Below are 19,438 nucleotides of genomic sequence, written 5' to 3'. Positions count from 1 at the left end.
AGAAAGAGGGCGTATTCGCCGCCGAATACCCCCTCTTTCTCTACATGAGTGCGGATCTTGGGGTTACGGGGTGGGGGTGGGAGGGGTGGGGGTGGGGGTGAGGGGGCGGTCGTAGGTCTGGTGGAGGCCGGGGACGCGGTCCTCGATGACGAACGAGGCGCGGGTGTGGGCGGGGGCGTCGGGGGTGCTCACGTACGGGAGCACCTCGAAGTCGGCCTTGAGCTGCTCGTTGGTGATCTTCGTCAGGACGAAGCCGCGCTGGTTGTTGTAGAACCGCAGGTGCGGGTTGATGCCGAGGAACGGGTGGTCCGACGGGTTCGAGTCGGCACCGTCGCCGCCGGAGGTGATCGACGAGCAGACCAGCTCGGTGCCGACCGTACGCGAGGTCGGGTCGGCGTAGTCGAGCTTGAGGTCACTGGCCCAGTGGGCGTGCACGTCGCCGGTGAGCACCACCGGGTTGCGTACGCCTGCCGCCAGCCAGCCCCGGGTGATCCGGTCGCGGGAGGCGACGTACCCGTCCCAGGAGTCCATGCTGGTCACCGTCGCCGGGCCGGCGTTGTTGTCCCGCTGGGCGAAGAAGACCTGCTGACCGAGGATGTCCCAGCGGGCCGACGAGCGGCGGAACCCGTCGAGCAGCCACCGCTCCTGCGCGGCACCGGTGATCGAACGGGCCGGGTCGACCGCCGCCGGGCAGTCCTTGTAGCCGTCGCCGCAGCCCTGGTCGTCCCGGTACTGCCGGGTGTCGAGCATGTGGAACGTGGCCAGCCGGCCCCACTGCACCCTCCGGTAGAGCTGCATGTCGATGCCGCGCGGGATCGACGTACGGCGCAGCGGCATGTTCTCGTAGTACGCCTTGAACGCCGCCGCCCGCCGGGACGGGAACTCCGGGTCGGCCGCCTCCGGCACGTCGTCGGCCCAGTTGTTCTCCACCTCGTGGTCGTCGAAGACCACCAGCCACGGCGCGGCCAGGTGCGCGGCCTGAAGGTCGGGGTCGGTCTTGTACTGGGCGTGCCGCTGCCGGTAGTTGGCCAGCGTCCGGGTCTCCGGCCCCTCGTGGTCGCGCGGGTTCCCACCGGGGATGTTGTACGTGTCCGGGGCGTACTCGTACTGGTAGTCGCCGAGGTGCAGGATCAGGTCCGGGTCCGCCTCGGCGAGCCGCTTGTACGCGGTGAAGTAGCCGTGCTCGTACTGCGAGCAGGAGACGAAGGCCATGGCGAGCGCCCCGCCGACGCTCCACGGTGGCGGGGCGGTCCGGGTCCGGCCGACCGGCGAGGTGTACCGCTCGACGTGGAAGCGGTAGAAGTACTCGCGTCCGGCCGCCAGGCCGTCGAGTTCGACGTGGACACTGTGCGCCGACTCGGGGCGGGCCAGCGCGGTGCCGGCGCGTACGACCCGGCGGAACCGCTCGTCGGCGGCGAGTTCCCAGCGGACCGCGACGGTCCGGGCCGGCATGCCGCCGAGACCGTCCTCGGCGAGCGGCTGCGGGGCCAGCCGGGTCCAGAGCACGAAGCCCTCGTGGTCGGGATCCCCGGAGGCGACCCCGAGCGTGAACGGGTCCTGGCGCAGCGGCCGGGCCGGTGTCGCCCCGGCGGCGGCGGGCAACCCGCCGACGGCGCCGACGGCACCGACCGCCGCCCCGCCGATCAGCAGAGTACGTCGAGAGACAGACATGGAAGCTCCCCAAGATCCGGAAATACGGACCCCCGAACCCTCCCGATCCCCGGTTCACACCCCCATGCGCGTCGATTGCCACCACCCAAACACCAGATGACTCCTCCCTCCTCCCTCCCCCCTCCCCCCTCTCCCCTCCCCCCTCCCCCCTCCCCCCTCTCCCCTCCCCCCCCGCTCTGCTCGTGGATCTAGGGCAAATACGTGTTTGTTGATCTCTACCTACCACCATTTGCCCTAGATCAACGAGGAAAGAGGGAGGGGGAGGGTACGGTCCTGGCATGGTGCTGAGCAGCGATCCGGCGCGTGTGGCCGGGGCGGAGGTGGGTGGCTCGGTGGGTGCCGGTGAGGTGGGCGGTGGGGTGGGCGGTGAGGTGGTTCGGCGGATCATGCACGTGGCGGGGGCGATGCGGCACTTCATGGATGTGGACCTGGCCGAGTTGGGGCTGACCCCGGCGGTTGCCAACGCCCTGCACGAGTTGGACCCGGACCGCCCGCTGCCCGCCCGCGACCTGGCCGAACGGCTCGACTGCGACCCGTCGAACATCACCGTGCTGGTGGACAAGCTGGAACGCCTCGGCCTGGTCCGCCGCCAGGTCGACCCGGCCGACCGCCGGTTGCGCACCCTGGTGGTCACCGACGAGGGCCGACGGGTACGCGACCGGGTCGGCCGGATCATGTCGGACTCCCGACTGCTGGCCGGGCTCACCGACGACGAGTTGGCCACCCTGCGCACCCTGATGTGGAAGGTTTCCGACGGCGGGTGCCCGGCGGAACCCCCGCTGGGCTGATCAGCGGGGCACATCGGCAGCGCCAGGATCGTGTCTGAGTGGCCGGGGGTGGCAGGAGTCGGTAATGCTGTCCGACGTGACCACCCCTCAAGATCTCGACGATCGGTTCCGGGAGGCGGTCGGCGGTCTGGTCGTACCGACCCCGGTGCGCTCGGCCGACGGGCCGGTCCGCGACGGCGCCACGCTCACCGGCGCCCGTGCCCTAGAGCTGTTCGACGCCCAGCTCACCAGTCGGCACCTCGACCTCGCCGCGCGTTGGCTGCGCAGCTTCGGTGAGGGTTTCTACACGATCGGTTCCGCCGGCCACGAGGGCAACGCCGCGGTGGCGGCTGCCGTACGCGCCACCGACCCGGCTCTGCTCCACTATCGCTCCGGTGCCTTCTACGCGGCGAGGACGGCTCAGGCGGCCGCCGCCCCGGCATCGGGTAGCGACTCGGTGAACGGCCGCCCCGACGAGGCTCTCAGCAGGCCGGACGCGGGTGCCGCCGGTGGCGACCCGATCACGGACGCGGCCCGCGACGTGTTACGCGGGATCGTCGCCTCGGTCGAGGAGCCGATCGCCGGTGGGCGGCACAAGGTCTTCGGCAACGCCGCCCTCGACATCATCCCGACCACGTCCACGATCGCGTCGCACCTGCCGAGGGCGGTCGGGGTCGGTTTCGCCATCGAACGGCAACGCCGGGCCGCCGCCGGTCCCGCCGCCCGGCACCGGGCCGGCAACTCGTCCCGGCTGACCGACGCCCGTAGCGTCGCCGCCGAGGCGCGGGCGAACTGGCCGGCGGACGCGATAGTGGTCTGCTCGTTCGGGGACGCGTCGGTGAACCACGCCAGTGCCACCGCCGCGTTCAACACGGCCGGCTGGTGCGACCACACCGGCCTGCGGATCCCGGTCCTTTTCGTGTGCGAGGACAACGGGCTCGGGATCAGCGTCCGGTCACCGGACGGCTGGGTGGCCGCCGCGCTGTCGGCGAAGCCGGGGATCCGCTACTTCTCCGCCGACGGCTGCGACCTGGCCCGGGCGTACGACGTGGCGAGCGAGGCCGCCGCCTGGGTGCGCCGGCACCGCCGACCGGCGATCCTGCACCTGTCCACGGTCAGGCTGATGGGACACGCCGGGGCGGACGCCGAGGTGGCGTACCGGCCGGTGGGGGAGGTGCAGCGGGACCTGGAACGGGATCCGCTGATCGGCACCGCGAAACTGATCGTGGAGGCGGGGCTGGCCACGCCGGAGCAGGTGATCGCCCGCTACGACGCGGTCGGCTGGCAGGTGCGCAAGGTCGCCGAGGAGGTGCTCGGCGAGGCCAAGCTCGCCACCGCCGCCGACATCGTCGCCCCGCTCGCCCCGCGCCGCCCGGTCCGCGTCTCCCGTACGGTCGCCGAGGCGGGCGCCTGGGCGGTCGGGCCGGGGGCCGGGGCACGGGCCGCCGCGTTCGGCACCAAGCTGCCGGAGGAGGCGGGACCGCTCACCCTGGCCCAGACCATCAACGCCGCGTTGGCCGACGGGATGCTCGACTACCCGGCGATGACCGTCTTCGGCGAGGACGTGGCGGCCAAGGGCGGGGTGTACGGGGTGACGAAGGGGCTGCGGGACCGCTTCGGCCCGTCCAGGGTCTTCGACACGCTGCTCGACGAGACCAGTGTGCTCGGGTTGGGGCTCGGTGCAGGGCTGGGCGGGATGCTGCCGGTGCCGGAGATCCAGTATCTGGCGTACCTGCACAACGCCGAGGACCAGTTGCGCGGCGAGGCCGCCACGATGCAGTTCTTCTCGAAGGGGGCCTACCGGAACCCGATGGTCGTACGGGTGGCGGGGCTGGCGTACCAGGAGGGGTTCGGCGGGCACTTCCACAACGACAACTCGGTTGCCGTACTCCGGGATGTTCCCGGTCTTGTGCTCGCGGTGCCGTCGCGGCCCGACGACGCCGCGCCGATGCTGCGCTCGTGCCTGGCCAGTGCGGCGGTGGACGGGACCGTCTGCGTCTTCCTGGAGCCGATCGCGCTCTACCACACCAGGGACCTCTACAACGAGGGCGACGACGAGTGGCTGGCGCCCTACCTCGGGCCGGGCGGCTGGGCCAGTGGGCACGTGCCGATCGGCCGGGCCAGGGTCTACGGCGTGGGGTCGGCCGAGGACATCACGATCATCACATTCGGTAACGGTGTGCGTATGTCCCTGCGTGCGGCATCGACGCTCGCCGTAGAGGGCATCGGGACGCGGGTGGTGGACCTGCGGTGGTTGGCGCCGTTGCCGGTCGCGGACATCTTCCGGGAGGCTTCCGCTACTGGTCGGGTGCTGGTTGTGGACGAGACACGCCGGTCCGGCGGGGTGGGCGAGGGGGTTGTCGCCGGCCTGGTGGATGCTGGATATGTGGGTGTTGTGCGGCGCGTTGCGTCGATTGACTCGTTTGTACCATTAGGTCCGGCCGCGCGCGAGGTGCTGGTGTCCGAAGATGCCATTACCCAGGGTGCCCGTACGCTGCTGGCACGGTAAATTCGCATCCACTCGGTGCGCCACTTGCGCCGGGCGGCACAACTGTGTGGACTTTGCCCTATCAGGCACCGACTGGTGCCGGGGTGTAGCTGAGATGAGGAGGCACGCGACAGTGAGCGCGACCGCTGGTCAGGCCGCCGACGGAGTACGGAGCCTGGCGGACCGGTTCGGCATCGAGCCGGGCATGGTCGTCATGGAGATGGGTTACGACGAGGATGTCGACCAGGAACTCCGTGACGCCCTGACCGACCGCTGCGGGGAGCTGGTCGACGAGGACACCGACGAGGTGGTGGACGCCGTACTGGTCTGGTACCGGGACGGCGACGGCGACCTTTTCGAGCTTCTCGTGGATGCCCTCGGCCCACTGGCCGACAACGGCGTGGTGTGGCTGTTGACGCCCAAGGCCGGACGTGACGGCCACGTCGAGCCCAGTGAGGTCAGTGAGTCGGCACCTACCGCCGGCCTCCAGCAGACCTCCACGATCAACGCCGGCAAGGACTGGAGCGGGGCCCGACTGGTCCTGCGCCGGGGAGCAAAAGTGAAGAAGTAACACCCCGCCCGTGGAAGTTACGGAGTGCCGGTCGGCGGGCCGGCGCTCGGTTACACCCTGTGCCACCGTGACAGGAGCCGACACATGCCGATCGAGGTTGGTGCCGAGGCGCCCGACTTCGTGCTGAAGGACCAGAACAACCAGGAGGTACGCCTGTCCGACTTCCGGGGACGGCGTACCGTGCTGCTGGTCTTCTACCCGCTGGCCTTCACCGGCACCTGCCAGGGCGAGCTGTCCGAGGCACGGGACAACCTCGACGAGTACGTCAACGACAACGTCCAGTTGTTGACGGTCAGCGTCGACTCGGTCTACAGCCACAAGGTCTGGTCCATCGAGCAGGGCTACGAGTTCCCGCTCCTGGCCGACTTCTGGCCGCACGGCGAGGTGGCCCGGGCGTACGGCGTCTTCAACGACGTCAAGGGGTACGCCAACCGGGGCACCTTCGTGATCGACAGGGCGGGTGTGGTCCGCTTCGCCGAGATGAACGAACCCGGCGTGGCGCGCGACCAGGCAGGCTGGCGCAAGGCGCTGGCCTCGGCGACCGCCTGAACCCAGGGTCCTGACGTGGTCTTGGGAGGTTCCCCGCCGTGGGGGTGCGGGGAGCTTCCAAGATCTCTACTGCTCGGGCTCACCAACCGAGGTGACCCGGAACCACGCGGCAGGGTAAGCTTGCCGCCGCCGGACGCCGTACGTGTGGGCGTTCCGGGCGCGTAGCTCAGTGGGAGAGCACTCGCCTTACAAGCGAGGGGTCGCAGGTTCGAAACCTGCCGCGCCCACCGTTTGGGGCGAAGGGTGAGACGGTGCCCCGAGCAATTTGTCTAGCTACTGAAGCACGTCTATGTTGCGTTCCGCGAACTGTTCACCACCTGGTACGACAGCCGGATCTCGTCACAACAGTCCGTCCCTCTCGCTGGACTTGTGGCATTCCCCATGTTTGTCGTCGCCCTCAGCTTCGGGCCGATCGGCGCGTTGAAGCGACTGAGGGCTAACTCCCAGAGTTGTCACCCGCTGTCGGGTCCGAAAGTGGTTGAGGTGACGAGCCACATCCCGAGCGTCGCCAACCGAGGCGAAGCTGGGTGGAGAATTCGTCCGACCCGCCAGCCTCTGTGTGAGCCGTCGAGGTTTGCTGGTCGAGTTGCGGCTGCTCGACGACAGGCGGGATGTTACTCCGCAATGTGGCTCCCGTAGTACCTCAACGATGCGCCGGAGGTGTTGGGCCCCTGCATGCCCGCGCGACGCGGCGCGGAGCGGCCTGCATCCGCTAAGGCGGATCTCCGGCCCCCGCAAACCAATCGACGTCGTCGGCGCGAATGTAGTAGGGCGGAAGTACGTCGTTAAATGCCCGCAACAAAGGGTACCCCACGTCCGGCTCAATCGCGGCTATGTAGCAGGACCAGCCCAATAGGCGTTGGGGTAACATATTGTCGCTTTCGCCGCCGAAATCCGACATGTAGGTCTCGTAGCCAAACTTCTCGATGATGTGCAGGATCCAGCGCATTCGTCGTTTGGTTGCGCGTGGGATACGGGGGCGATCGGCAGCCCCTACGTAAAGTCCGGTGACGTATTGAGGCCCGCCGCGACGCATGAAGGCAGTCTTGTGTGCATTCACGGACCAACCGAAATCGTTTAAAATTAGTTCAATGGCGATGAAATTCTTATCAGCTACCTCGCCGGAAAATACGAGGTCGTCTACGTAGCGCGTAAATGAGAGATTATTTGAATGGGCGTAGTCTGCAAGAGCGCGGTCTGTGTCCTGGAAAGCGAGGTTCGATAGGAAAGGTGACGTGCTGAGGCCAATTGGCAACTTGTCAAAGATTGTAACGAGGCTAACGCCAAGGTCCGCAGCCTTTTCGTCGTATCCCTGCTGCTGTAAAGCGGTTTTCAGCTTCGCTGAACGGATCGATGGAAAGAAGTCTTCGAGGTCGACGCGTAAGACACATTGCTTGTCGAGATGTGTGGCGGCGTTACTGAATATCGAGCGCCCTCGAACGAACCCGTGAACGTGATCGGGTGGACGGTACGGCAGTAGTGTTGAGAAGCTTCGGTGTAGGTTCTTGGTTACGGCATCAAGCACTGGTGCTGGTTTGATTATTTCGCGCAATCCTCCGCGCTTCTTCCGAAACGATAGAGCCTGAAAAACCTGCCCGGTACCGCCAGGAAGACGATCAGAGAGCATTTCCAATATTCGAACCGACACGCCTGCATGCTGGGATAGATCATCGACTGAGAAGGGCATTGCTCAGCGACCCCGCCTCTTTGGGAGAGTGAAGAGTAGGGTTGCACTCCCTGTGCAAGAACTATTCTGCAACGTACGCGAACTCGCGCACTAGGCTGACTGCAACCCTACTCGGCCAAGCACGGTACCATACCCTAGTGAAGCGGTGTTTTGCGGCTAGAAATGGTGCCGTGTTCCAGAGAGTGCAGAATTGAGATGAATGACTCGACTTCGCGGAATGCCCGGTAACTCCGATTTTTGGGATCTGTGCTATTCCCGTCCCTCATCCATCTGCTCACGGCCAACATTATGTAGTCGATGATGGCCATCGACAGCGCCTCGGTCTTGGTGACCATCGCAATGTTAAGTCGGGGTAACGCAATTTTGTGACCGAGCTTTAAGTGTGCTCGGCGAGTCGCATTTCTCGGAAGCTTTTGAATGAACGTCTTTAGGGTGTCGTTCTGCTCAATGTGGCATAACAGTTCTGTGTTCTTCCGGTGTCGTAGCAGAAGATCGCCCAACAAGTTTTCGTACATGAACTCAAGCTTCTCCGATTCGGTGCCTCCGCCTCGGACGTCAGTCCTGTCGGTCACCAAAATGTATGCCTTAAATGAAGTATCCTGCATGAGGTCCAGGAAAGGTGCTGAGATCTCCAGTGGGTCAGTCGAAGCATGGAATCCATTCTTGCGAAAATCCTCAAAGCTGCGAAGTCCAGACAGGCTCCGTCGAGCAGATAAGTGGCGAAATAGCTCCTCGATGCGCCGTTCGACATCCTCAAAGTCCTCATCCGTTTCGACTGCGCCGACGATCAGTGGCTGTGACGGGTTTCCATTGCCCGACTCGTCCATGTATAGCTTCACTGCCCTGTATCTTCCTCGAAGTGGGGGTAAGGCTTAGGTTGACTGTGGGAGATGTTCACGCCGGCCATTCTGGTCGAAGAAGCGAGTGCGAGGCAAACCGGAATCGACCACAAGGGCTGAAGTGGTCGTGGCGGCACCTGTTTCGGCAATGTGGGAGTCAGTTCCGACAGCAACGCGGGCGGCAGCCGGCACGAAGATGACGACCGGGACGACGCAGCGGCAGGCGGTCGTCCGAGGTGACGGCGGCAGGTGGATGTGGCTAGTGCGATCGACAGATGTTGGGTGTCTAATTGGATGGCGATCGAGGGCCACGAACGGTGCATAACCATGGAAGCCGTTGGATAATTTGGGCAATTCGGGATAGCTGGGATGCGGGTCAAGATGCTAGTCGTTCCTTGATGCGCAAGAAATCAGCCGGGCGGATTCGATCGTCCTTCGTAAGACCCGGTGCCGTGCATGAGTCGGCGGATAGCGCGACCAAAGCTCGACGGCTTCGTTGTCGAGTGAGGGTAATTGGTTCCACATCATCACCGGATCGCTCTTGTTTATGCCGGAAGCTGCAGTGATCTACAAGGGCGTTGGCCGGCGGCGAAGACGCCTCGTCCGGTATGGCCCTCGACAAAGCCCTCGTCCTTCAGGATGCGTAGCGCTCGCTGCACGGTCTGGGTGGTGACGCCGTACTGCTTGGTGAGTGCAGTGGTGATGGGATTTGTTCGCCGGGTGCGAGGTCTCCGGACAGGATGAGGGCGCGCAGATCGGCCGCGATCTGTTGCTGTCGGTCGCGGATATGGTGGCCCGAGGGTTCAGTCAACGACGGGTACCTGCATTTGGTAGGTGAAGCCGGGGGACAGGCGAGCAACAGTGTGGGTCACGACGTACTCGACCGGCCGACCGTCGGCGTCTCGGCTCAGCCGCCTCATCACGAGCAGGGGTTCGTCAGGACCGATGCCGAGCAGCGTTTGTTCCGCCTCGGTCGGTTGGCGGGCGGTGACGTGCTCGGTGACGGTGGCCGCTGTGTGCCCGAGTTGCGCGAGTACGCCGATCGCGCCGCCTCGGATCTTCCGATCTTCGGCGAGCGGAGTGCCGAGGGCCAGCCACAAGGGGTAGTAGGAGTTGGCCAGTTCCACCGGATCGTCGTCCTCCAGGATCAGCCGGCGCCGCACCACGGCCTGACCCTCTTCGCCCAAGGCGAGAGCTGCTCGGATGGCCGATTCGGGGGTGAGCGTCTCGACGCCCAGGAGTTGTTGGGTGCCGGTACGGCCACGAGCCGCAGCCTCGTTGGCCCACGCGTCACCGGCTCCGGGCGTGACGTACGGGTCGGATGTGCTGGTCCAGCGCGGTGGGGTGGTCATCTTGTAATCAATCGAGAGGCGCTGATCGGCGCGAACAGCAGCTCGTCATCGGCCCGCCCGTTCGACCTCTTGAAGCACGAGGCCGAGGGTCTGGGAGCGGCGATCTGCTGGTAACGCCGCCCAGGCTCGCCGAGCATGGGTGACGCCGCCGGCCTTGTCGCCGGCCTTGGCCATCATCAGACCCCTGTGCAGCTCGATGTGGGTCGCGAAGCGAGTCAAAGCTGTTGGCCTCAGTCGGTCGGCTTCATCCTGCGCTTCGCTGCCAGGGCCGACGATCCCGAGCCGGGCGTAAAGCATCGATCGGAATGTGGCCATCCGCCATGCCGGCACCGCGAAGTCCGAGACCAGTTCGTCGGACGCGACTCGATCGAACACTCTGCGAGCGTCCTCGTCCGAGGAGACCGCTCCGGTGAGGTCGCCTCGCCCAGCGGCAACGTGCGCCCTCGCCATGAGTGCGTTGAGGCGTCCGAGCGAGGGCGCGTCAGACAGCCCGATCGCCTCGTCGGAGTAGCGCTTCGCAATGGGCAGGGCCGCTCCTTCGTACGCGAGGGCGATTGCAGCCCGCCCCCGGACCCATACCCGGACGCCGAGGTCTTCGGAGCGGTCGGCGGCTGTCGCGGCGAGGTCGTACCACCTGATCGCCTCGCGGGGGTCCTTCGTGGTCTTGCCGTAGACCGCGAGCGCCCGTGCCGCGTTCGCCCACATCACGGGGGTGTCGAGGTGCTGTTGCATGACGACCAGATCGCCAGCAAGCCGGCTTTGGAGGGCATCCGCGCCGATCTCCATGTAGTCGCGGCCGTACTGGGCGACCCGCTCCCGCCAGTCCTCTCCCGCGCCTCGGCCGACGAGTGCGGCGCTGAAGCCGGTCCGGATCAGTTCACTCGCCGCGACGGGGCCGACCAAGCCCGCCGCGAGTAGCTGCCTTCGGTTCACGGCCGCGTCTCCCAACGCCCGCGCGTAGGCGAGCATGACATCGTCCGTCGCGGTCCGGCGTCCTGCCTCGACGTTGCTCAGGTGGGTTGCCGAGTAGCTGGAGCGGGCCGCGATGTAGGCCAACGTGACGCCGGCCTCGGTCCGAGCCTGCCGTAGCTGGGCGCCGAGATCGCTCACCGGGTGCTCCTTCTCCTAAGGTCCCGAGAACATCGTCTGCCCTTCGCATAGATAGCTCAAGGGCGGTGATACACGGCTAGGACAAGGTCAAGACCTCGGCCACCCACGAGAATCACGTACGGCATGCGGCTGGCCGGGCGCACGAAGCGCGCCCGGATATTCGAGTTGATCTCGTGACTCATCGGATCGTCGCCGGTACTGTCCGAAGTGGCGGGCCGTTGGTGTAGAGGACCGGCGGTCCCGCCGCCCAGCCTCTACCTGGGAGATCAGCATGGAAGCGAATAACCTGCCCACGTTGACCGTTGGTCAAAGGATCAAGCTTTACCGCGAGCGTGCCGGGAAGACGCGAGCGGTTCTCGGCGGACTGGTCGGTCGTAGCCCCGAGTGGGTCAAGGCGGTCGAGACCGGTCGGCTCCAGACACCGCGTCTGACGATGCTCAACCAGCTTGCGAAGGCGCTGCGTATCGACGTGGCCGCGATCGTCGAGGTTGAGCAGGCGCCCGCGACCATTGGTAGTCCTGGCCATGCTCATCTGCCCGCCGTGCGGGAGGCGCTGAATCGGTGGCCCATCGCGGTCGACGGGGAGCCTCAACCGCTCGAACACATTCGTACGAGGCTGGAGACTGCTTGGGCGGCGCGGCACTCAGCGCCCGATCATCGGACCGTGATCGGGGCACTGCTTCCGGCTCTGATCCGGGACGCCCAGGTCGCGTGCCGCGCCAACGAGGGCGACGAGCGTCGGCAAGCTCAGGCGTTGCTCACCGACGTGCTCGGCCTGACTCAGATGTTTCTCGCGTACCAGCCTGCAGGGGATCTGATCTGGCGCACCGTCGATCGGTCCGCTCTGGCGGCTCAGGAGTCCGATGACCCGCTGGCGTTGGCGACTGCGGTGTGGTTCGGCGGCACTGCCCATCGCGAGGCCGGCGACTGGGACACGGCGATGGCGATCACCACGGACACCCTCCAGGCGATCAAGCCCGCGCTGCCCGACGCCTCCGACAATCTGCTCGCGATGTGGGGGGCGTTGCAGGTGGAGGCGTCGCATACAGCTGCGCGAGCTGGCGAGGCGGGCCGGGCGTGGCATCACCTAGACATCGCCCAAGGGGTCGCCCGCCGACTCCCGGCAAAGTTCTTCCAGCGCACGACGAGCTTCAGCCGTGCGCTGATGAGCCCTCATGCCGTGACGGTCGAGGTGGAGCTGCGCAAGGGTGGTCAGGCGCTGCGGGAAGCGGACCGGACGGATCCGGCCTCCATACCGTCCCGCCCACGGCGAGCACGACACCTGATCGAAGTCGCCCGCGGCCACCACCTGCGCAACGACCCCACCGCGACCATGGGCGTGCTTAATCTCGCGTACGAGACGGCACCGGAGACGATTCGCTACAACGGGCACGCCCGGTCGATGGTGCTAGAGATGTTGGACGGCCCGCCGGGACTCCGCAGGTCAGCGCACGATTTGGCGGCCAAGGTCGGGCTGCTCCGATAGGGGTAGGAAAGTTACCCCTCCTTGGATGTCGTGCCACCTACGTTCGGTGCCTGCGCGATTACGGAGACGATCAAGACTCAAGTCCGAGTAGCACCGAAGACGGGTTTGTAACCGCGCTCCATCAGCGGACGCTGCGCCTGATGCCTTCCCGCATCAGTAGCGGCGTTCTGGGGTGCGGTGGCCGCAACCCGAACAGGCGGCTGCCGTACCCCTCCGACGGAGGAGGTACGCGATGCGATGGCGTTGGTACGTGCGAGCTGTTGCCGAGCCGGATTCGGATCCGGTCGGTCCGGCGACCCAGTACGCCGGTCGGTCCGGTGGTTACCTGAGGGCTGTGCCGGGTCCCGTCGAGGCGCGGCCCGTACGGTGTGCTGAGGGGGCTGCCGCCGAGCGGGTTCGGAGCCGGTTGGCGGCGAATCGTGGGTCGCACTGGCGGTCGGTATGAGTGAGCCGGGTCCGGTTCGTCTCACCTACCGTCGGTCGCTCTGGCCCGTGCTGATCCGGCAGGCGCGCAACGTCGTCGCCGCCCACAAAGACAACAAGATGTGTGAGCGCTGTGCCGGGCCCGGTGACTGCCACCGCCTGCGCGGAGCGCGGTTTCGGCTGACCGATGAGGAGATGCTGGCCGCCGAACACGAGGCCGAATCATGACCGGGCTTCCCGGCGTACGTCGGAATCACGCCGAGCCCGACGCGGGCCGGCCTCGGCCACGGCATCGTGCCGCACCACCCACCCGCGTCCGCTCGACCGGGGCGTTCCGTCGCTGGTGGTGCCGCCTCTGGCCGTGGGCGGTCGAGCAGGGCGTGCCACCGTCGCCCGCGCCCCGGTCAACGGCACCGCCACCACCGCCACCGGCTCCGACGTGGGCTACGGCACCGACCGTGCACCTCGGGCCGCTGCTCAGCTACGGACGGCAGAACGGCTACCGGGCACGTCACCGACCGGGCGGTGACCTCCGATGAACGAACAAGTCCCGCCCGGCGTGGCTCGTCCGCTGCCCTACGGGGCCAAGCCGCACCTACCGCTGCGCCCGCTCTGGATCTGCCGGATCGACGCCTACCCGTGGCCGTGCGCCGACGCCCGACTCGACCTGACCAACGACTACCGAGGGAAGACGACCAACTTGACCCTGTTCCTCGCCACCCAGTTCGTCGACGCCCTCGGTGATTTGAACACGATCGACCCGGCCCTCGGGCCGCCACCCGACCCCCGGGCACTCTACGAACGCTTCATCGGCTGGGTTCCGGTCAGGCGTACGCCATGACCAACCTGACCAAGGTGACCGTCAACCTCACCCCGGCAGCCGAAGCGGCCCTGACGAAACTCGCCGCCGTGCACGCGAACCGTACCGACGCACTCAACTTCGCCCTACGCCTGGCCGCGCTCATCACCGATCTCGCGCCCGAAGGCCACTTCACGATCGTCCAACCAGACGGCTCTCTCGACCGTATCCACCTGATCTAGGTGAGTGTTTGAGAGGGCGTCGAACGGCTTGTCCGTCGGGTGAGAGCTCCGCGCCGGTGGACGCGCGGCCGGTGGCAGCACTGTCAGCAGGCGCAGCATCCGTTCGCTCACATCCGCCATACCCCCATGGACAGGGAGGATGCGGCCAAGATCTGGCCTCATTTGTCGATAGCGTCGAGACACGACCGACGCCATGCGTCCCAGAGGGGGACCCGATGGGAGGAGATCGAACGATGATTGTCGGAGTAGCGGCCCCGAGGGGCCATGTCGGTGCACACGTGCTACGCCTGCTCGTCCAGGCCGGGCACCGGCCGCGTGCCCTACTGCGCGATCCCGCCATGTTGGATCCGCAGGTCGCCGAGTATGTCGATACTGCGGTCCTGGATGTATGGGATGCCGCGACGGTGATCGAGGGGACCCGTGGGCTGGATACCATCTACTGGGTCAGCCCGACCGCTACTGACCGTGACCCGCTCGACGCCCACGCCGAAGCCGCGCAGAGTATCCGCGCCGCCGTCGAGGCGAACCGAATCGAGCGGGTGGTGTTCCAGTCCAGCGGCGGCGCCGAGAAACGCCACGGTGTCGGAGAGATCGACGGCCTGGCGGACACTGAGGTCGCACTCGACGCCACTGGTGCGGCGGTGACGCATCTGCGTTGCGGGTACTTCTTCACCAACTTGCTCCTGGACGCCGACGCGATTCACAGGGGCATGTTGACCACGGCGATGGACTTGGACCGGCCGCTACCGTGGGTCGCGCCCGAGGATATCGCCGCTGTCGCTGTCGCACGACTGCTCTCGACCAGTTGGAGTGGGTCGCAGGTGCAGGCGGTCCACGGCCCGGAAGATCTTTCCTTCACCCAGGTCGCCGAGCACCTCACGGCCGTCCTCGGGCATGAGGTGACGGCACGGCGAGTCAGCGACGACGATGTGCGTACGCAACTGAGCAGCCTCGGTCTGTCCGAGGCGCAGGTCGAGGCCATCGTCATGATGACCGCCGGAATCAGAGACAACTTCACCCCGGAGCATCCCCGCTCCTACGTGACCACCACACCAACCACACTCCGCGGATGGGCGGTGACCCATCTGAGTTCGTTCGCCGGCTGAAATCTGACCGGGTGTTTGAGAGTGAGTCGCACGGCGTGTCCGCCAAGGCGCAAGCTGATCTGACCGAAGGGGCACCGATCAAGCAGTGCATCGGTAACCATGGATGGAAGTGCGCCCGCTCCATCTGTCCGGGGCGCCTCACGGGGAAGTGAGAAAGTCCATGGCAGAAGACCACCACCACCGGCGGGGGCGTACGTCCGTCCTGGGTGTTGTCGCCCTCGCCGCCGCGCTCGTCCTCGCGGCCGTCGGCCCGGTCGCCCCGGCGTACGCCGCCGTGGCCGACACCGAGCCACCGTCCCAGCCCGGCCCGATCGAGGTCGCCGAGATCAGCACCACGTCGGTGACCCTGACCTGGGAAGCTTCCACCGACAACGTCGGAGTCGTGCAGTACATGGTGCACCGGCGCGACATGGACATGATGTACGGCGCCACCACGACGACGAACAGCGTCACCTTCACCGGCCTCAGCCCGACCCGAACGTACTGGTACCGCGTCTACGCGCGGGACGCGGCCGGCAACCAGTCGGCGACGATGCCCGAGGTCAGGGTCACGATGCCACCGGGTGACCCGCAGCCACCGACGGTGCCGACCCAACCGGTCGTGGCGGACCTGGCGGACGTCTCCGTGCGACTGTCCTGGGGACGCTCCACCGACAACATCGGCGTGATGCGCTACGAGGTGGTGTCGGTGCGCCCCGACGGTGACCAGGTGGTCGCGGTTGTCGACACGACGCTGCCGGGTGGTCCGCGTACGGAGACCAGGGTGACCGGGTTGACCCCGGAGACCACGTACACGCTGGCGGTGCGGGCTGGGGACGACGCCGGCAACTACTCCGCGCTCTCCGTACCGGTCACCATCACCACTTTGCCACTGGACCGTACGCCGCCGACACCGCCGGGTACGCCGGTCGCGGGCACGCTCAGGCCGACCGAGGTCTACCTCGAATGGGAGGAGTCGACCGACGTCGGCGGTGTGGTCCGGTACCTCGTGTTCGACGAGGCGGCACCCGGTGGACCGGCCGAGGTCCGTCGCAGCAGCACCAACTCGACCTACGTTCCGCTGGTGCCGGGGCGGTCGTATGCCTTCGTGGTCTACGCCGAGGACACCGCCGGTAACCGGTCGGCCGCCTCGGGAGCCCTGCCCCTGACCGCGCCCGACCTGCCGCCGCCGGACGAGACGCCGCCGACCGCGCCCGGTACGCCGGTCGTGTCCACGCTCGGCCCGACCGAAGTGGTGCTGGACTGGGAGGCGTCGACCGATGCCGTCGGTGTGGTCCGGTACCTCGTGTTCGACCAGCTTGCACCCGGTGGGCCGGCCGAGGTCGGCCGGACCGACACCAACCGGTCCTACACCCCGCTGGTGCCGGGCCGGTCGTACGCCTTCGTGGTCTACGCCGAAGACAACGCCGGCAACCGGTCGCCGGCATCGGGGACCCTGAACCTGACCGCGCCCGATCTGCCGCCGCCTCCGTGCCGGGTCGACTACCGGATTGTCGCCGAGTGGCCGGGCGCGTTCCAGGCCGAGGTGACCGTGCACAACCTCGCGTCGAGTGAGGTCGACGGCTGGCGGCTCGACTGGGATTTCCCGGCCGACGGCCAGGAGGTACGCCAGCTCTGGAACGCGGTGGTGCAGCCGTCGACCGGCACCGACGTCAGCATTCGCAACGCCGAGTGGAACGGCCGGATCCCGTCGAGCGGCACCGTGTCGTTCGGCTTCATCGGGGACCGGGCCACCGACAACCCGCCGCCGGAGCTGTTCACGCTCAACGGCGTACGGTGCCGGGCGGCTGCCCGGTAGCCGGTGCGCCGCATGCGATCAGGGGGCGGGCGGTCGCGGTACGAGCCGGATGCGTACGTCGGTGTGGTGCCGGGCACGATCGTGCGGCTCTGCCCGGTCCACTCGACCGGCATCGGGTAGAGCCGGCCGTCCGCTTCCTGGCGCGAGTGCGGTTGTCACGGATTCCGAACGCCGGGCCACCGGCGCTCGTCGGGGCCCCGCACCCGCCGGGTGGCGGGCGGTGGTGTGGAACTCGGTATTGGGTGGCAAGTTCCACGGAGGAATATCCGAACCGGATCTCGTTTACGTTTCGAACCCGTGAACCCGAACGTCGGCAAATACGTGTCCGGGACGCCTCCGGTGCAATTTGCGGTACGTCCGTCCGGGGGCGCCGAGGGTGTGGACCTGGCCGAACCGCGTCCGCCGTGCCGTGTTGCCCGGTGCTCCGGTCTTCCCGCCAAGATTGCCATGGTCGGCGGAACGAATATGTCACTTGAAATGGAATCACGGCTTCCCTGGTGACGAAATCTGACAGATATGCTTCGATGTAATTGGAAGCATCAGAGGAGGTTCGATGACGGCCGGTTCGATCTCGTGCCGGCCCGTCGTCCGGGGTGGGTCGGGGGCTGTGCCTCGCGGCGGTGGGGGCCGCGGCCATGGTGCTCGTTGGCGGGGTCGCCCGCCGGCGCGTCGGCTCCGTGACCGTCCACGCCCGGCCCGCCTCCGTGCCGTACGCCCCGAGCGCATCGATCCGGGTGAGCCGCCTTCGCGGTCGGCCACGGGGATCGAGTTGATATCCGAAGGACATTCACGATCGACCGGCTGGAGGGTTCCCTTGAGCGCCGCCAACCGATCTGATCGAGGGTAGCGCGATCGTCACTAAAAGGAGCGGAGAGTCATCGCCATGAGCCGCAACCAGGAGCCGATCAACGCTGGCGTGATCCGTACGTCGGCCGACCTGACCTGGCAGCAGCACCAGCCCGGTGGCAACAGCTGGCAGCCGGGCACCTGCCGGCAGTGCACCCGCGACGGCTGTCCCCAGCTGGCCTGGGCGATCCGGGTACGCGCCAGCGGCCTGGCCGCGGAACGCGCCGCGGGTTGACCGGTTCACCCGCTCGGCGGCCCCGCCGCTCGTGGCGGGATGACGGCTCCTCCCGCGCCGCCCGCCGCCTCCGGCCGGCGGTAGCCGAACCTCGGGTGGCGGGCCGGCGTTTTCCACCGCCCGGTTGCGAAACGGGCCCGGTTGCGGAACGGGTCAGGGAACCAGGTTGACGGTGTGGTTCTCCGAGCGGATGTCCACACCGCGCAGGCCCAGGTGCCGGTCGCCGATCCGCTGGTTCCAGATGCACGAGTCGAAGGCGAAACCGGGCGCGAACATGGTCGGGTCCGAGCCGGCCCAGAAGGCGCCGTCTGCGGCCTCCGCGAAGAAGTACGCCACCCGTGAATCGGTGACCAGGACGAAGGCGGTCTGCCCGGAGTCGATGATCCACCAACCGCGGGTTCCCCACATTCCCCAGGCCGAGCAGGTGACCGGGCTGTAGTAGGCGATCACGAACTGGATCCGGGGACCGTAGCTGTTGCGGAACGACAGTCGCCGGGTGACGTTGACGCTCTGCTCCGGCCGCGCCTTCGGATCGAAGGCCGGCGTGGGCGCCGGGGCGATGCCGGGGGACTCCCCGACGTAGAGCCCGGAGGGGTGGGTCGGCTGGCTCGACCGGAGCACGACCTCACGCGACGGCGCGTCGCCGTACGCCCCGGTGGGGTCGGTTCGTTGGAGTTGACCGGTGTCGGTGGTGCTTGCCGCCTCGGCTGCACCCGTGCCGAGCAGGCCGCCGGCACCCAGGCCGAGCAGGGCGCCCGTACGGAGAACTGAACGTCGGTTGATCGGTGCGTCGTCTGATCGGCTCACGATTGTCCTTCCGGTTGGCCGATGAGCCCCGGTCGGTGGTCGAACCCGCCTCGGAACCCATGTTCGAGGTCCGAACGCGACAATCGTCAGTGCGTGGCGGGCTGTCCGAGCAGATCCCGGACAGCCTGGAGGGCCCGGGCACGGTGCTGATGTCGCAGGTCGGGCCGACGAGCCAGGCCGAGATGCTGAAGCGGCACGGGTGCCGGTCGGGGCGGACGCGTTCGTCGACGTCTGTTCTGCGCGACCCCGCCACCGTGCGGCTGGGTCGTCGGCCGCTCGCACGTGATCGCCGGCTGCCCGTGCACACCGTCAACGGTGGTTGGTCGTGTGCCCCGGGCAGCCGACGATCAACGACGCGGACCCAGCCTATCCGGGTGCCTCCGCGTCGGCGTCGGCACGGGGTCCCGCTGCCGCCGCAACGTGATCGGGAGCGGGGGCAGGGGCGGGAGCTACATGATCGTTGTGCACTGAGGCACGTTGCCGTCGGCGTGTCACGTGCCTGGGCGACAAATGATCGAGGGACCGGGGTAGGTGGCGGGGGGGGGGGGGGGGGGGGCCCCCGCCACCGGGAGGGGGTTGGCTCTGGGGTTTGGTCCAAGCGGTTCTGGAGTAGACACTTGCACCCGGGTCGCCGTGTTTCCCGTGCCCTCTCGGGGTGACCC

17 protein-coding genes, 1 tRNA gene and 2 pseudogenes are annotated in these 19,438 nt (G+C 67.4%); 13 read left to right on the top strand and 7 right to left on the bottom strand.

Translation table 11 applies throughout. The features are described from left to right. Positions 1-63 precede the first annotated feature (63 nt). Positions 64-1,671, bottom strand: a complete 1,608-nt coding sequence (locus tag ACZ6QQ_RS17690) for an alkaline phosphatase D family protein (RefSeq protein WP_465877421.1) — start codon at positions 1,669-1,671, stop codon at positions 64-66. 386 nt (positions 1,672-2,057) lie between these two features. Here ACZ6QQ_RS17690 and ACZ6QQ_RS17685 point away from each other — a divergent pair, with 386 nt between their 5' ends. The 6 genes and pseudogenes from ACZ6QQ_RS17685 (at position 2,058) to ACZ6QQ_RS17660 (ending at position 6,273) form a co-directional block, all read left to right on the top strand. Next, positions 2,058-2,459 carry a MarR family winged helix-turn-helix transcriptional regulator gene (locus ACZ6QQ_RS17685; RefSeq protein WP_465877563.1) on the top strand — a complete coding sequence of 134 codons (402 nt, stop codon included), beginning with the start codon at positions 2,058-2,060 and terminating at the stop codon, positions 2,457-2,459. A gap of 181 nt (positions 2,460-2,640) precedes the next feature. Next, a pseudogene (locus tag ACZ6QQ_RS17680) lies at positions 2,641-2,869 on the top strand (hypothetical protein); the annotation flags it as partial. 95 nt (positions 2,870-2,964) lie between these two features. Further along, a pseudogene (locus tag ACZ6QQ_RS17675) lies at positions 2,965-4,947 on the top strand (transketolase C-terminal domain-containing protein); the annotation flags it as partial. 112 nt (positions 4,948-5,059) lie between these two features. Next, positions 5,060-5,497 (top strand): DUF3052 domain-containing protein, encoded by a 438-nt coding sequence (locus ACZ6QQ_RS17670; protein WP_326556520.1) that lies wholly within the window; start codon positions 5,060-5,062, stop codon positions 5,495-5,497. A gap of 84 nt (positions 5,498-5,581) precedes the next feature. After that, positions 5,582-6,046 (top strand): peroxiredoxin, encoded by a 465-nt coding sequence (locus ACZ6QQ_RS17665; RefSeq protein ID WP_465877420.1) that lies wholly within the window; start codon positions 5,582-5,584, stop codon positions 6,044-6,046. A gap of 155 nt (positions 6,047-6,201) precedes the next feature. Then, a tRNA-Val gene (locus ACZ6QQ_RS17660) sits at positions 6,202-6,273 on the top strand. A gap of 485 nt (positions 6,274-6,758) precedes the next feature. Here the strand turns inward: ACZ6QQ_RS17660 and ACZ6QQ_RS17655 are convergent. The 5 genes from ACZ6QQ_RS17655 to ACZ6QQ_RS17635 all read right to left on the bottom strand — a co-directional run bounded on the left by ACZ6QQ_RS17655 (position 6,759) and on the right by ACZ6QQ_RS17635 (position 11,034). Beyond that, positions 6,759-7,694 carry a reverse transcriptase family protein gene (locus ACZ6QQ_RS17655; protein ID WP_465877419.1) on the bottom strand — a complete coding sequence of 312 codons (936 nt, stop codon included), beginning with the start codon at positions 7,692-7,694 and terminating at the stop codon, positions 6,759-6,761. Between the two features lie 173 nt (positions 7,695-7,867). Continuing rightward, on the bottom strand, positions 7,868-8,560 hold the full coding sequence (locus ACZ6QQ_RS17650) for a hypothetical protein (RefSeq protein ID WP_465877418.1): 693 nt from the start codon (positions 8,558-8,560) through the stop codon (positions 7,868-7,870). Between the two features lie 557 nt (positions 8,561-9,117). Next, entirely contained in the window at positions 9,118-9,276 is a 159-nt protein-coding gene (locus ACZ6QQ_RS17645; protein ID WP_465877562.1) for a GntR family transcriptional regulator, read from the bottom strand. 99 nt (positions 9,277-9,375) lie between these two features. After that, complete coding sequence (locus ACZ6QQ_RS17640) at positions 9,376-9,924, bottom strand: GntR family transcriptional regulator (RefSeq protein WP_465877416.1); 549 nt, start codon at positions 9,922-9,924, stop codon at positions 9,376-9,378. Positions 9,925-9,969: 45 nt separating this feature from the next. Then, a complete protein-coding gene (locus tag ACZ6QQ_RS17635; RefSeq protein WP_465877415.1) occupies positions 9,970-11,034 on the bottom strand; it encodes a helix-turn-helix domain-containing protein in 1,065 nt (354 codons plus the stop codon). A 271-nt stretch (positions 11,035-11,305) separates the two neighbouring features. On the opposite strand from ACZ6QQ_RS17635, the gene ACZ6QQ_RS17630 reads away from it, so the two are divergent. From ACZ6QQ_RS17630 to ACZ6QQ_RS17600, 7 genes are all read left to right on the top strand, one after another. After that, the gene (locus ACZ6QQ_RS17630) at positions 11,306-12,520 is read left to right on the top strand and encodes a helix-turn-helix domain-containing protein (protein ID WP_465877413.1); all 1,215 of its coding nucleotides are present in this window, start codon (positions 11,306-11,308) and stop codon (positions 12,518-12,520) included. 492 nt (positions 12,521-13,012) lie between these two features. Continuing rightward, the gene (locus tag ACZ6QQ_RS17625) at positions 13,013-13,171 is read left to right on the top strand and encodes a hypothetical protein (protein WP_465877412.1); all 159 of its coding nucleotides are present in this window, start codon (positions 13,013-13,015) and stop codon (positions 13,169-13,171) included. Between the two features lie 307 nt (positions 13,172-13,478). After that, positions 13,479-13,784, top strand: coding sequence for a hypothetical protein (locus ACZ6QQ_RS17620; protein WP_465877411.1), 306 nt, complete (start codon positions 13,479-13,481; stop codon positions 13,782-13,784). Next, entirely contained in the window at positions 13,781-13,984 is a 204-nt protein-coding gene (locus tag ACZ6QQ_RS17615; RefSeq protein WP_465877409.1) for a hypothetical protein, read from the top strand. Before ACZ6QQ_RS17620 ends, ACZ6QQ_RS17615 begins: the two co-directional genes overlap by 4 nt. A 215-nt stretch (positions 13,985-14,199) precedes the next feature. Then, positions 14,200-15,090 carry an NAD(P)H-binding protein gene (locus ACZ6QQ_RS17610; RefSeq protein ID WP_465877408.1) on the top strand — a complete coding sequence of 297 codons (891 nt, stop codon included), beginning with the start codon at positions 14,200-14,202 and terminating at the stop codon, positions 15,088-15,090. A gap of 160 nt (positions 15,091-15,250) precedes the next feature. Beyond that, positions 15,251-16,888 (top strand): fibronectin type III domain-containing protein, encoded by a 1,638-nt coding sequence (locus ACZ6QQ_RS17605; RefSeq protein WP_465877407.1) that lies wholly within the window; start codon positions 15,251-15,253, stop codon positions 16,886-16,888. A gap of 883 nt (positions 16,889-17,771) precedes the next feature. After that, on the top strand, positions 17,772-17,969 hold the full coding sequence (locus tag ACZ6QQ_RS17600) for a hypothetical protein (RefSeq protein ID WP_465877406.1): 198 nt from the start codon (positions 17,772-17,774) through the stop codon (positions 17,967-17,969). Positions 17,970-18,122: 153 nt separating this feature from the next. On the opposite strand, the gene ACZ6QQ_RS17595 is transcribed toward ACZ6QQ_RS17600, so the two are convergent. Further along, a complete protein-coding gene (locus ACZ6QQ_RS17595) occupies positions 18,123-18,776 on the bottom strand; it encodes a hypothetical protein (RefSeq protein ID WP_465877404.1) in 654 nt (217 codons plus the stop codon). Positions 18,777-19,438: the final 662 nt, after the last annotated feature.

Source organism: Micromonospora sp. NPDC049529 (assembly GCF_055586685.1).
The sequence above is the reverse complement of the archived record's forward strand: the minus strand, read 5'-3'. Positions and strand labels throughout refer to the sequence as shown.